Raw genomic sequence first — 12,466 nt, 5'->3', positions numbered from 1 at the left:
ATTAATAAGATTAAATACCTCATAAAATTTTAAAAGTTTGCAAATATAACAAATATGAATTGCCTATGGTAATTTGTGGCAAATAGTCTTACAGAAAACAGATTTTATAAGGTTTTATTGTTTAGTTTCGTCTATCTTCTCCCCAAAGCATTTTCTTTCTAAGCGTATCAATAAAACTCTCATCTAGAAGCTCAACCATTTTAATTTTAAAATTTGCTTTTTTTATGGTAATCAATGTATCGTTAGAAAGTGTTATGATTCTTGAGTCTAAAGACATTAAATGCTGATCTTCACGTCCATCTACCTTTAATTGTATGACAGTGTTGTCAGGAATAACCAAAGGTCTTGCATTCAAATTATGAGGCGCAATAGGCGTCAATACAAAACTGTTAGCTTCAGGAGTAATTACTGGTCCACCGCAGCTTAATGAATATCCTGTAGAACCTGTTGGTGTTGCTACAATAAGTCCGTCAGCCCAATAAGAGGTTAAATACTCATTGTTTAAATGTGTTTCTACCGTAATCATCGACGTTGTGTTTTTTCTACTCACAGCAATTTCATTCAAAGCAAAATTGGTGTCTTTTAAATCGTCGTTGCTAGCATTAGTTTCAACACTTAGTAATGAACGTTCTGAGGTTTTATAATTTCCGTTGAGAATATGTTCAATAGCAGAAGTGATGTCATCGGTTTGAATGGTTGCTAAAAAGCCAAGTCGTCCCGTATTAATGCCAACAATAGGGATTGAAAAATCTCTAACATAGGTTATGGCTCTTAAAATCGTTCCGTCTCCTCCAACACTAATTAAAAGGTCATAACTGTCATTCAATTCTGAAAAGGTATGTACCAAATTCATAGCTTTTATTTCGGCATTGATGTGTTTGTAAAATGAAGATTCAATATAAATATCAACATTGTTTTTATGAAGTATATCAATGAGATCTTCAAAAGATTGAAATGATTTTCCCGAATAGAATTGACTGTAAATCGCTACCTTCATTGTTAAATGTCTAAATATTTTTTAAGGTATTCTGAACGCTCTTTAAGATTTTCAACATAGGTGTCTTCTTCGTGACCTGAGATGATATTATAACTATAACGTCTAAAGGTTTGAATCACATCATTAAGTCCTGAATTTCCTATTTTTAAGGTGATTTGAATCACATCACTTTCCATTTTAGACACAAAAGCCCCTAGTATTTTAGCATCATTAGATTCAACTATTTGGCTAATTTCACTAAATGAGTAGTCTTGAATACCTTTTTCAACAATTAAAATGCCACCTGGTTCTGCAAAAAATGGAGTCTCATTAAATAAACCAATAATATCACCCAATTCATAGTAGCCTAAATAGTTATTGTGTTTGTCTAACACAGGCATGATATTACACGAATTTTGAGCAAAGGTTTCAAGAACATCTAACCAATTGGTGTCTGATTTTGCAAAAAAACTATCTAGAGCATAGTTGCAATCGGCAATTGTTTTTTGAGATTCAAAACAATGAGCATCGGTTTCAGATATACAACCTTGATATCTGCCCTCATTTTCAACAGGAATATGAGAGTAGGTTAATTCATTAAAAATAAGCTGCACGTCACTCACCTTGTCATTAATGTTAAGTGGTTTTATATCGTTAATTATATATTCTCTTAAAGGCATATCTATATAGTAAATTCTACTGCAAATTAATTAAAAATAACCACAATAAGCATGAACTAGTTCTGTATTTTTGTATTCTAAATGAATGGATATTATGACAAAATTAAGTGTAAATATTAATAAGATAGCTACGCTAAGAAATTCTAGAGGAGGAAACACACCAAATGTAGTAAGCTTTGCTAAAGATGTACAGCAATTTGGTGCAGAAGGTGTTACTGTGCATCCTAGACCTGATGAGCGTCATATACGTTATCAAGATACGAGGGATTTAAAGCCTGAAGTGTACACCGAATTTAATGTGGAAGGAAACCCTATTTCATCGTTTGTGGATTTGGTACTAGAAGTAAAACCTACTCAGGTTACTTTAGTTCCTGATGCTGTAGATGCATTGACGTCTAATGCTGGTTGGGATACAATTACTCATAAATCCTTTTTGACTGAAGTAATTTCAGAATTTAAATCTAATGGTATTAGAACATCTATTTTTGTTGATCCAGTTTTAGATATAGTTGAAGGTGCTAAAGCTACAGGAACCGATCGTATCGAATTATATACCGAAACATTTGCACATCAATATGGTTTGGGAAATGAAAAAGCTATTGAATCCTTTACAAAAGCTGCCGAGTTATCCAATTCTATTGGATTAGGAGTGAATGCAGGTCATGATTTATCATTAGACAATATCAAATTTTTTAAAGACCATATACCAGGTTTATTAGAAGTGTCTATCGGTCATGCTTTGGTCTCTGAGAGTCTGTATCTTGGTGTTGAAAATGTGATTCAAATGTATCTTCATAAATTAAAGTAAACTTTTTTGTTACATCGAGAGCAGTCGAGATGTCTCATAAATAAAAAAGGCGGCTATGACACTACATTCAAAAATTTTAGGAGAAGGACAACCCTTTATCATTTTACACGGATTTCTTGGTATGTCTGATAACTGGAAAACCCTAGGAAATAAATTTAAAGAGGCTGGATTCCAAATGCACTTGGTAGATCAGCGCAATCATGGTCGGAGTTTCCATCATGACGAATTTAATTATGACGTTTTAGCCCAAGATTTAAAAAGCTATTGTGACGAGCATAAACTTCAAGATATCATTCTCTTAGGCCATTCTATGGGAGGGAAAACAGCCATGCTTTTTGCTGCTGAATATCCTGAACTTGTCTCAAAACTGTTAGTCGCAGATATCAGTCCGCGTTTTTATCCTATCCATCACGATGCAATTTTAGAGGGATTATCTGCTTTAGATTTTTCAGACATTAAAAGTAGAGGTGCAGCCGATACTATGTTATCGCAATATGTTTCTGAAATAGGAACACGTATGTTTTTGCTTAAAAATTTGTATTGGGTTGAGAAAGGACAATTAGGCTTGCGTATTAATCTTGAAGTTCTGAGAGATCATGTGTCTGAAGTTGGAGAAGCATTACCCATACACGCCAAGTTTGAAAAACCGACCTTATTTCTAAGAGGAGACAAAAGCGAATATGTAATGCCAACTGACGAGAATTTAATAAAGCAGCATTTTCCGCTCGCGGAAATAGAAACCATTAGTAATGCTGGCCATTGGTTACATGCCGAAAACCCTACAGCATTTTATGAGGCTGTGATTAATTTTGTAACTTCAAATCAACAAAATCTATAAGTTATGAATCTTTTAATCCGATTACTAGTCACAGCAGGTATAGTCATGTTACTATCACATTTTTTATCAGGTGTAGCTGTTAGTGGTTATGAAGCAGCGCTAATTGTTGCTGTAGTTTTAGCCTTGCTTAATACTGTTGTAAAACCTATTTTAATCATCTTAACCATTCCGATTACCATTTTAACGTTTGGCTTGTTTTTATTTGTAATTAACGCATGTATCATACTGTTGGCAGACAAATTTATAGATGGCTTTGGTGTTAATGGTTTTTGGACGGCTTTATTGTTTAGTATACTATTGTCTATCTCACAATCTATTGCCTATTCAATTCTTAAAGACAAAAAGAAAAAGTAGTCTCAAACACAGTCTATTAAAATCTTGTTGGGTTGCAAAAAAAGTCGTATTTTTGCAGCCCTTTTTAACACCCAATAATGGGTTTAGTATAGATAGAAATGAATATTACAAGAGAAAACATCGATGCATTAAATGCAGTGGTAAAAGTAGATATCGCTAAAGAAGATTATAGCGATAAAGTGGAGCAAATATTAAAAGACTACCGTAAATCGGCTAATATTCCTGGTTTTAGAAAAGGTCATGTACCAATGGGCTTAGTAAAAAAACAATACGGGAAAGCAGTTTTAGTTGATGAGGTAAACAAGCTTTTACAAGATGCTTTAGGGAAATATTTAACCGAAGAAAAATTAGATGTATTAGGTAATCCATTACCTAAACCTCAAGATGATTTAGATTGGGATGCAGATGCCTTTTCTTTTGAGTTCGAATTAGGATTAGCTCCAGAATTTGAAGTGAACTTAAAAAGTAAAAAAGCGATTACACATTATAATATCGTTGCTGATGATAAAATGCTAGACAACCAAGTAGAGCATATTAGAAAGCAATACGGTAAAATTGTTTCTGAAACTGAAGTGTCTCAAGATTCTGAGATTACTGGTGTGTTCAAAAATGAAGAGCAAGGTATCGAAAACTCTACAATGATTACTTTAGATAAATTTAAAGGTAAGGCTACAGCAAAGAAATTTATTGGGGCTAAAGTTGGTGATGTGATTACTTTAAAAACTAAAGGCTTATTTAATGACGATCATGATTTAATGACCTTCTTAAAAGTGCCTCATGATGATGCTCATGGATTAGCAATAGAAGTGACATTTACAATTTCAGAAATCAATTCTAGAGAATTAGCCGATTTAGACCAAGAGTTGTTTGATAAATTATTTGGACCTAAAGTTGTCACATCTGTGACTGAATTAAAGGCCAAAATTAAAGAAGATTCTGAAAAGCAATTTGCACAACAAGGTGATCAAAAGTTGTTAAATGACGTCACTGAGTATTTAGTAGACAATACAAAGTTTGATTTACCAGCTGAGTTTTTACAGAAATGGATGCAAACTGCAGGCGAATCTGAAATGGATGCAGAGCAAGCTAAAGAAGAATACGAAAAATCTGAAAAAAGCATGCGCTATCAATTAATCGAAGGGAAATTGATTGAGAAACATGATCTACAAGTAAAGTTTGAAGACTTACAGTCTCACGCTAAAGAAATGATTAAAGTGCAAATGGCTCAATTTGGTCAAACAGATCCTTCAGATGAAGAGTTAGACGGTATCGCATCACGAATTTTATCTAACAAAGATGAAGTGAAACGTTTATCTGAACAATTGATGAGCACTAAATTGTTAAACCTTTATAAAACCGAAGCCAATCTTAAGACAAAAGAGATAACTTACGACGATTTTGTAAAAGAGTTTTACAGCTAAGTAAATACATTATAAATTAGTATCTTTGAGCGTAAGACTTTCAGGTCTTACGCTTTTTGTTTAAAAGCATATTGAAATCAATTAATATAAAACGATTTAAAACAATCTATGGATTACGGAAAAGAATTTGAAAAATTCGCAATAAAGGATCAAGGGATTAGTAGTACATACTATAATAAGATTATTAGTAGTATGTATCCAACGGCATTAACTCCTAACATTATTGAAGAGCGTCAAATGAACATTGCTATTTTTGATGTATTCTCGCGTTTAATGATGGATCGTATTATTTTTATGGGTACAGCGATTAATGATCAAGTAGCCAATATTATTCAAGCACAATTATTGTTTTTAGAAAGCACAGATGCGTCTAAAGATATTCAAATATATATCAACTCTCCAGGTGGTAGTGTATATGCTGGCTTAGGTATTTATGATACTATGCAATTAATTAAACCTGATGTTGCAACAATCTGTACAGGAATGGCTGCGTCTATGGGAGCCGTATTATTATGCGCTGGAGAAAAAGGAAAACGTAGTGGGTTAACCCATTCTCGTGTTATGATTCATCAACCTTTAGGTGGTGCACAAGGGCAAGCGAGTGATATCGAAATAACAGCACGAGAAATATTAACACTCAAAGAAGAGTTATATAGAATTATTAGTAAGCATTCAGGACAAGATTACGACAAGATTTATGAAGATAGTGATCGTGATTACTGGATGAAAGCTGATAAAGCTAAAGAATATGGAATGATAGACGAAGTACTATCAAGAGGATAATTATTTGTACTTCGGAAATAACAGTGTCTTAGTATTTGTTTACTAGAATTTACACTGTCATTTCGAGCGAAGTCGAGAAATCTCTTTTAGAGTTTTTAGAATAGAAGTTAATATTAAATAATGGCAAAGGAAGAATTAGAATGTTCGTTTTGTGGTAGAAAAAAGCCAGAGACCAATCTGTTGATTGCCGGTCTTGATGCACATATATGTGATCGCTGTATCGAGCAGGCACATGGTATTGTTTTAGAGGAATCTAAACAATCAGATAATGCAGAGTTAACCTCTGAGTTAATGCTTAAAAAACCACAGAAGATAAAGGCATTTCTTGATGAATATATTATCGGTCAGGAACACACAAAAAAAGTGATGTCTGTAGCTGTTTATAATCACTATAAAAGGTTGCTACAGCCAGCTTCTGATGATGATATCGAAATTCAAAAATCGAATATCATAATGGTTGGACAAACAGGTACTGGTAAAACCTTAATGGCAAAAACAGTAGCAAGGATGTTAAATGTGCCTTTAGCTATTGTAGATGCAACTGTTTTAACTGAGGCTGGATATGTAGGTGAAGATGTTGAGAGTATTTTAACACGATTACTACAAGCTGCCGATTACAATCTTGAAAAGGCAGAACGCGGTATCGTTTTTATTGACGAAATAGATAAAATTGCGCGCAAGAGTGATAACCCATCTATTACTAGAGATGTGTCAGGTGAAGGTGTACAGCAAGCCCTATTGAAATTGCTAGAAGGAACGGTTGTTAATGTACCGCCTAAAGGAGGTCGTAAACATCCTGATCAGAAGTTTATTGAAGTAAATACTGAGCATATTTTATTTATAGCTGGTGGAGCCTTTGATGGTATAGAACGTGTGATCTCTAAGCGATTAAACATGGCTGCAATAGGATTCAAAGCATCTCATGATGATGAAATTGCCGATCCTGATAATATGTTACAATATATCATTCCAAAAGATTTAAAAGACTTTGGGTTGATTCCAGAAATTATTGGCCGTCTTCCAGTATTGACTTACATGGATCCATTAGATGCAAACACCTTAAGAGCTATTTTAACAGAGCCAAAAAATGCAATTATCAAACAATACAAAAAGTTGTTTGCAATGGACGACATTGATTTTACTATTACAGAAGGGGCATTAGAATTTATCGTAAGTAAGGCGATTGAATATAAGCTTGGAGCTAGAGGATTGCGTTCGCTTTGTGAAGAAATCTTAACAGATGCCATGTTTGAAATGCCAAGTTCTGATGATAAAAAACTGAATGTAACAAAATCCTATGCTGAAAGTAAACTTACTAAGACAACGCTTAAGAAATTAAAAGCAGTTTCTTAAATCATTAATTTTATTTCTACTTTATGTTTAAGCCAGTTTTTATACCTGTTAAAAGATTGAAATGCGCTTTACCTTTATTAGGATTACTTATCCATTTTTGCCTTTTATCTTGTAATTCTAATGATGATTCTAATACGAGTGAAGAAGAGGAAGAAGATTTTTTTATAACAACTGTAGAATTGATAATGGTTCCTGAAGGCGATGGTGATACAATTACTTCTACAAGTTATGATCCTGATAGTTGGGATGGACCAACTCCTGGGCCAAGTGCTACCTCTGGAGTAGGTGAGTTTAATACCACCTATGTTGGAAGTGTTAGATTTTTAAATGAACGTGTAGATCCACCTATTGATTATACACAGCAAATTATTGATAATGGGATACAATATCAAGTCACGTTTGGAACCATAACTGGTGGAACACCATTTTCTTATGAATACTTGCCGCCATTTGATAGTAATGGAGAGCCATTAGGTATTAATTTTAAGATCCATAGTAGTGATGAAAACTGCGGTGTACTATTCTTGTATTTAAATAAAATTGAAACCTCAAAACTTTTAGATGTAACTGGATTAGGTGGAAGCCAAGTTAATCAAGATGTTATAGCTGGAACGAATACTTTAATAGAGTGTAATTATGAGGATTAATATGAATTATTTTTTATAAAAAAAGAAAACCACTCTTTCCCAGGAGTGGTTTTTTTATTAGGATTAAAAACTAATATTGCTAAACAATATTTTGAATATTTTTATCAATTTTAGGTCTTTTTATAATCATAAATTTTTGTTGATTTTTTTTAAGACTTCGTAAATATAGGTGCATTAGCTTCAGAATAAAAACGACTTTGGGCAGTTTTGGATAAACATCAACAAATACTCGTTGTGTGGGAAAAATCGTTACCGTTCATCGGTGTTTTGAATTTTAAGAATGATTCTATAGATAATAATCAAACTATAATGGTCTATTTAAATGGAGTAATTCATCTATATATTCTCTACTATTTGATAATCTAGGAATTTTATGTTGTCCACCAAGTTTGTCATGTTGTTTTAACCAATCGTAAAATAAACGTTCTCTTGCAATATGCACTTTTGGCATGTTTAAAGTCATATTATTTTGACGTTTAGCTTCATAATCAGAATTTAATGATTTTAACTTGGTGTCTAATAATTCATTAAAAGTATTAATGTCTTGAGGCGGTTTTTTAAATTCGATTAACCATTCATGAGAACCTTTATTTTTTCCACTCATAAAAATAGGTGCAGCGGTGTAATCAACAATTTCAGATTGTGTAGAATGACAAACTTCTCTTAGAGCGTCTTCAGCATTTTCAATAATGAGTTCTTCTCCAAATGCATTAATGTGATGTTTTGTGCGCCCAGATACTTTAATTCGATATGGATTAATAGATGTAAAACGTACGGTGTCTCCAATTTTATAACGCCAAAGTCCGGCATTAGTCGTAATAATAACAGCATAGTTTTTCCCAACTACTACTTCACTAAGAGGAATGACATGTTGTTGAGGTGTTCCATAAGTATCCATTGGAATAAACTCATAGAAAATACCATAGTCAAGCATTAATAATAATTCGCTGCTATTGTTTTGATCTTGAATGGCAAAAAATCCTTCTGAAGCATTATAAATTTCGTAGTATTTAAAATCAGATTTAGGTAAAATCGTTTTGTATTGATCAACATATGGAACAAAACTTACACCTCCATGAAAATAGACTTCCAGATTTGGCCATATATCTAATAGATTATTTTTACCTGTGCTTTCAAGAACAGTATTGAGTAGTACCAACATCCAAGAAGGCACACCAGCTAGGCTTGTTACATTTTCATTTATAGTCTCTTCAACTATAGCTTGCATTTTTATTTCCCAGTCACTCATTAAAGATACTTTACTGCTAGGTGTACTACTAAACTCAGCCCAAAACGGCATATTATCAATTAGAATGGCCGATAAATCACCAAACACAGTTCCGTTTTCACGATAGAGCTCTTTACTTCCGCCTAAACGCAAACTCTTTCCTGTAAATAACTGTGAATTTTCATTGTTGTTGAGATACATGCATAGCAAGTCTTTACTTGCAGCATAATGACATTCTTCAAGAGATTCTGTACTAACAGGTATAAACTTACTTTTCGCATTTGTTGTACCACTAGATTTAGCAAACCATCGTATTGGAGTTGGCCAAAATATATTTTGTTCTCCACGACGAGAGCGTTCGATCATATCTTGACAATCTTCATAAGACGAAATTGGAATGCGTTCGCAAAAAGTTTTATAATTGGTTATAGAACTAAAGTCATATTGCTTACCAATTTCAGTATCTTTTGCTGTAGAAAGCAACTGAAAGAGTAATTCATTTTGTACCTCATTGGGGTATTTTAAGAACAATTCAATCTGATGGAATCGTTTTTTTAAAAACCATGAAGCAATAGAATTTACTAATGGAATCGGCATTTTTATAGTATCTTTAAGTTTTAAAAATAATACTTTTTTTTATATGTTTTATCAAGGTGTTTTAACAAAAATGCAAACTGAGTTTGCCGAACCTATTCAATATTATTTGATATTAGAAAATGATTTCCTGAATATGAATCAGTTATTGGATAAGAGCATCACAATGGAATTTATAAAACACCAATGTTTAATGTGTGGTTTAGATAAGCCAATTTATCGTCAAGGCTTTTGTAAAGACGACTTTTTTGATATTCCTCAGGCAGGTGATTGGATTATGAGACCAGAATTATCTACAGCACATTTAGGCAAAGAAGATCGCGATTTAGAGTATGAAAAAAAGGTGCAATTACAGCCACATATTGTGTATTTGGCAAATTCAAGTAATGTGAAAGTAGGTGTTACTAGGAAATCTCAAGTCCCAACACGCTGGATTGATCAAGGAGCACATGAGGCTATCGAAATTGTAGAAGTTCCTAACCGCTATCTTGCAGGAATTACAGAAGTAGCCCTTAAAGATTATGTAGCCGATAAAACCAATTGGCGAAAAATGCTCAAGAATGAGAATGAAGATGAAAATTTAGTTGAGTGGCGTGAGCGCTTAAAAGATTATATTCCTGAGGAAGCAAAAGACTATTATATCGCTTCTAATACTGAAACTAATCTTCAGTTTCCTGTGCATCAGTATCCATTAAAACCCAAAAGTCTTAATATCAAAAAAGAGCAATCTTATACAGGAAAACTTGTAGGTGTAAAAGGTCAATATCTCATTTTTGAAGACAATACCGTTTTTAATGTGCGTGCTAATGAAGGTTTAGTTGTAAAATTTACAATAAACTAGATTTAGATGTCGTCTTGAGTACAGTCGAAAGATTGTTATAAGGAATCAGGATGCCTTTTATAAACTTAATTTAATAGCTTGAACAATTCCTATTACAATCAATAAAACACCAGTAACTTTATTAATTACGAACAAGATGTTTTGCACTTTGTTTTTGATCACAATACTAAATTTGCTATAGAGGTATAGGGTTACTAATTTTCCTAGGTATACACCTGTAAAAAACAAAAATAATACGAATAGTGGAGATCCTAATGACAACATTAAATTGTTATTGTTAATGATTCCAAAAGCTACAATCCAATAGATGAGTACAGGAGGATTTAAGATACCTAATAAAAATCCCGTGGCATATTTAGAAGAGGTAAGCTTATTCTTTTTTGGCGTCTTTTCTGTTGTCTTTTTAAAAATCAAAACACTTCCAATAATCATAAGAAGAATAACAATTGTTATTTGAATCCACATATTACGATCAAAAAAGTCTCTAACAACCATGTTACAATGTAAAGCGTAATATGATAATACAACTTCGGCGACACCAGCTGCAATAGCTATTTTAAAGGCCTGTTTCGCGTTCTGTTTGATTGTTGTATTGATGACAGCAATATTTGAAGCGCCAAGTGGTAAAGCACCAATAATACTAGCTAAAACTCCAATTAAAAAGTATAAAATAATCATATGGAGTTAGTAGATTGTATTCTGAAAAGCTTACAGAGAAATATAAAAAAAGCGTCCTGAAATTTTCAGGACGCTTTTTTTATATAAAGTGAAAAACTACTAAATATCTTCTTGATCTCTCAAGTTTTGGATATAACCAGCTTTTTGGATTTCACGTCTTCTTTTTACAGATGGCTTAGTGAAAAATTGATTTTCACGAATGTTTTGCATTGTCTTTACGTTACGGTGTTTTCTTTTGTAACGTTTTAAAGCACGTTCAATGCTTTCTCCTTCTTTTACTAAAATTTTAATCATTGTAATACTTGTAATTATTGGTTTAGGGCTATCCTAAATACGTTTTTAATATTTTACTTTTCGAATCTTGGCGCAAGCGCTTGATTCCTTTTTCTCTAATTTGTCTTACACGTTCTCTTGTTAAATCAAATGTTGCTCCAATTTCATCTAAAGTCATTGGTGGCTCATTACTTAATCCAAAATTTAAACGAATCACATCACTTTCTTTTTGAGATAGTGTGTCTAATGCTCTATTGATTTCAACATTAAGTGATTCTTTCATCAAATCTCTATCAGGATTTGGTGATTCACCAGATTTAACAACATCGTATAAACTCGATGTCTCTCCTTCTTTTAAAGGAGCATCCATCGATAAATGTCTCCCAGAATTTTTTAAAGATTGTTTCACTTCTGAAACCGTCATGTCTAATTCATGTGCAATTTCTTCAGCACTAGGAGGCCTTTGATGTGTTTGCTCTAAAAATGAGAACGTCTTATTGATTTTATTAATAGAACCAATTTTGTTCAAAGGTAATCTAACTATTCGAGATTGTTCTGCTAAAGCTTGTAAAATTGCTTGCCTAATCCACCACACAGCATAAGAAATAAATTTAAATCCTCTGGTTTCATCAAAACGTTTTGCTGCTTTAACAAGTCCAGCGTTTCCTTCGTTAATCAAATCAGGAAGTGTAAGTCCTTGATTTTGATATTGTTTTGCAACAGATACTACGAAACGTAAGTTAGCTGTCGTGAGTTTGTCTAAAGCTAATTGATCGCCTTCACGTATACGTTGTGCGAGCTCAACTTCTTCTTCAGCAGTAATCATTGGTAACTTGCTGATGTCTTGTAGGTATTTGTCTAGAGATTTAGATTCACGGTTGGTAACTTGTTTGGTAATTTTTAATTGCCTCATGTATGTAAGTGTATTTAAAAAGTTTGCAAGAGTACATTATAACTTTTAAAATGGAAAAAGCAAATATTTAGGCACTTCT

General features: G+C 33.0%; 14 protein-coding genes. 8 read left to right on the top strand and 6 right to left on the bottom strand.

Annotated features, from left to right (window positions below):
• Positions 1–121: 121 nt before the first annotated feature.
• Together ACTU6T_RS04095 and ACTU6T_RS04090 are read right to left on the bottom strand one after the other, a co-directional pair.
• Entirely contained in the window at positions 122–997 is an 876-nt protein-coding gene (locus ACTU6T_RS04095) for an NAD kinase (RefSeq protein WP_460219988.1), read from the bottom strand.
• 2 nt (positions 998–999) lie between these two features.
• Positions 1,000–1,656 (bottom strand): CBS domain-containing protein, encoded by a 657-nt coding sequence (locus ACTU6T_RS04090; protein WP_460219987.1) that lies wholly within the window; start codon positions 1,654–1,656, stop codon positions 1,000–1,002.
• Between the two features lie 94 nt (positions 1,657–1,750).
• Between ACTU6T_RS04090 and ACTU6T_RS04085 the strand changes: the two genes are divergently transcribed.
• From ACTU6T_RS04085 to ACTU6T_RS04055, 7 genes are all read left to right on the top strand, one after another.
• The gene (locus ACTU6T_RS04085; protein ID WP_460219986.1) at positions 1,751–2,464 is read left to right on the top strand and encodes a pyridoxine 5'-phosphate synthase; all 714 of its coding nucleotides are present in this window, start codon (positions 1,751–1,753) and stop codon (positions 2,462–2,464) included.
• Between the two features lie 55 nt (positions 2,465–2,519).
• The gene (locus ACTU6T_RS04080; protein WP_460219985.1) at positions 2,520–3,302 is read left to right on the top strand and encodes an alpha/beta fold hydrolase; all 783 of its coding nucleotides are present in this window, start codon (positions 2,520–2,522) and stop codon (positions 3,300–3,302) included.
• A gap of 3 nt (positions 3,303–3,305) precedes the next feature.
• A complete protein-coding gene (locus tag ACTU6T_RS04075; RefSeq protein WP_460219984.1) occupies positions 3,306–3,656 on the top strand; it encodes a phage holin family protein in 351 nt (116 codons plus the stop codon).
• 98 nt (positions 3,657–3,754) lie between these two features.
• A complete protein-coding gene (gene tig, locus ACTU6T_RS04070) occupies positions 3,755–5,077 on the top strand; it encodes a trigger factor (protein WP_460219983.1) in 1,323 nt (440 codons plus the stop codon).
• Positions 5,078–5,185: 108 nt separating this feature from the next.
• Positions 5,186–5,860 carry an ATP-dependent Clp endopeptidase proteolytic subunit ClpP gene (gene clpP / locus ACTU6T_RS04065; RefSeq protein ID WP_460219982.1) on the top strand — a complete coding sequence of 225 codons (675 nt, stop codon included), beginning with the start codon at positions 5,186–5,188 and terminating at the stop codon, positions 5,858–5,860.
• A 120-nt stretch (positions 5,861–5,980) separates the two neighbouring features.
• A complete protein-coding gene (gene clpX, locus ACTU6T_RS04060; protein WP_460219981.1) occupies positions 5,981–7,213 on the top strand; it encodes an ATP-dependent Clp protease ATP-binding subunit ClpX in 1,233 nt (410 codons plus the stop codon).
• A 23-nt stretch (positions 7,214–7,236) separates the two neighbouring features.
• Positions 7,237–7,860 carry a hypothetical protein gene (locus ACTU6T_RS04055; protein WP_460219980.1) on the top strand — a complete coding sequence of 208 codons (624 nt, stop codon included), beginning with the start codon at positions 7,237–7,239 and terminating at the stop codon, positions 7,858–7,860.
• A gap of 304 nt (positions 7,861–8,164) precedes the next feature.
• Here ACTU6T_RS04055 and ACTU6T_RS04050 read toward each other — a convergent pair whose 3' ends face one another.
• Entirely contained in the window at positions 8,165–9,685 is a 1,521-nt protein-coding gene (locus ACTU6T_RS04050) for a GH3 auxin-responsive promoter family protein (RefSeq protein WP_460219979.1), read from the bottom strand.
• A gap of 43 nt (positions 9,686–9,728) precedes the next feature.
• On the opposite strand from ACTU6T_RS04050, the gene ACTU6T_RS04045 reads away from it, so the two are divergent.
• A complete protein-coding gene (locus tag ACTU6T_RS04045) occupies positions 9,729–10,523 on the top strand; it encodes a DUF2797 domain-containing protein (RefSeq protein WP_460219978.1) in 795 nt (264 codons plus the stop codon).
• A gap of 57 nt (positions 10,524–10,580) precedes the next feature.
• Here ACTU6T_RS04045 and ACTU6T_RS04040 read toward each other — a convergent pair whose 3' ends face one another.
• The 3 genes from ACTU6T_RS04040 to ACTU6T_RS04030 form a co-directional block, all read right to left on the bottom strand.
• Positions 10,581–11,201 (bottom strand): LysE family transporter, encoded by a 621-nt coding sequence (locus ACTU6T_RS04040; protein WP_460219977.1) that lies wholly within the window; start codon positions 11,199–11,201, stop codon positions 10,581–10,583.
• 99 nt (positions 11,202–11,300) lie between these two features.
• Positions 11,301–11,495: a 30S ribosomal protein S21 gene (rpsU, locus tag ACTU6T_RS04035; RefSeq protein WP_033957818.1), complete on the bottom strand. Its 195-nt coding sequence runs from the start codon at positions 11,493–11,495 to the stop codon at positions 11,301–11,303.
• Positions 11,496–11,523: 28 nt separating this feature from the next.
• Positions 11,524–12,387, bottom strand: a complete 864-nt coding sequence (locus ACTU6T_RS04030; RefSeq protein WP_460219976.1) for a sigma-70 family RNA polymerase sigma factor — start codon at positions 12,385–12,387, stop codon at positions 11,524–11,526.
• Positions 12,388–12,466 lie beyond the last annotated feature (79 nt).

The organism is Psychroserpens citreus (assembly GCF_055686305.1).
This window is presented reverse-complemented; position numbering and strand designations above follow the sequence as displayed.

Coding starts and splice junctions, on each gene's coding strand:
- ACTU6T_RS04095 (WP_460219988.1), bottom strand. CDS start 997: ATGAAGGTAGCGATTTACAGTCAATTCTATTCGGGAAAATCATTTCAA.
- ACTU6T_RS04090 (WP_460219987.1), bottom strand. CDS start 1,656: ATGCCTTTAAGAGAATATATAATTAACGATATAAAACCACTTAACATT.
- ACTU6T_RS04085 (WP_460219986.1), top strand. CDS start 1,751: ATGACAAAATTAAGTGTAAATATTAATAAGATAGCTACGCTAAGAAAT.
- ACTU6T_RS04080 (WP_460219985.1), top strand. CDS start 2,520: ATGACACTACATTCAAAAATTTTAGGAGAAGGACAACCCTTTATCATT.
- ACTU6T_RS04075 (WP_460219984.1), top strand. CDS start 3,306: ATGAATCTTTTAATCCGATTACTAGTCACAGCAGGTATAGTCATGTTA.
- tig (WP_460219983.1), top strand. CDS start 3,755: ATGAATATTACAAGAGAAAACATCGATGCATTAAATGCAGTGGTAAAA.
- clpP (WP_460219982.1), top strand. CDS start 5,186: ATGGATTACGGAAAAGAATTTGAAAAATTCGCAATAAAGGATCAAGGG.
- clpX (WP_460219981.1), top strand. CDS start 5,981: ATGGCAAAGGAAGAATTAGAATGTTCGTTTTGTGGTAGAAAAAAGCCA.
- ACTU6T_RS04055 (WP_460219980.1), top strand. CDS start 7,237: ATGTTTAAGCCAGTTTTTATACCTGTTAAAAGATTGAAATGCGCTTTA.
- ACTU6T_RS04050 (WP_460219979.1), bottom strand. CDS start 9,685: ATGCCGATTCCATTAGTAAATTCTATTGCTTCATGGTTTTTAAAAAAA.
- ACTU6T_RS04045 (WP_460219978.1), top strand. CDS start 9,729: ATGTTTTATCAAGGTGTTTTAACAAAAATGCAAACTGAGTTTGCCGAA.
- ACTU6T_RS04040 (WP_460219977.1), bottom strand. CDS start 11,201: ATGATTATTTTATACTTTTTAATTGGAGTTTTAGCTAGTATTATTGGT.
- rpsU (WP_033957818.1), bottom strand. CDS start 11,495: ATGATTAAAATTTTAGTAAAAGAAGGAGAAAGCATTGAACGTGCTTTA.
- ACTU6T_RS04030 (WP_460219976.1), bottom strand. CDS start 12,387: ATGAGGCAATTAAAAATTACCAAACAAGTTACCAACCGTGAATCTAAA.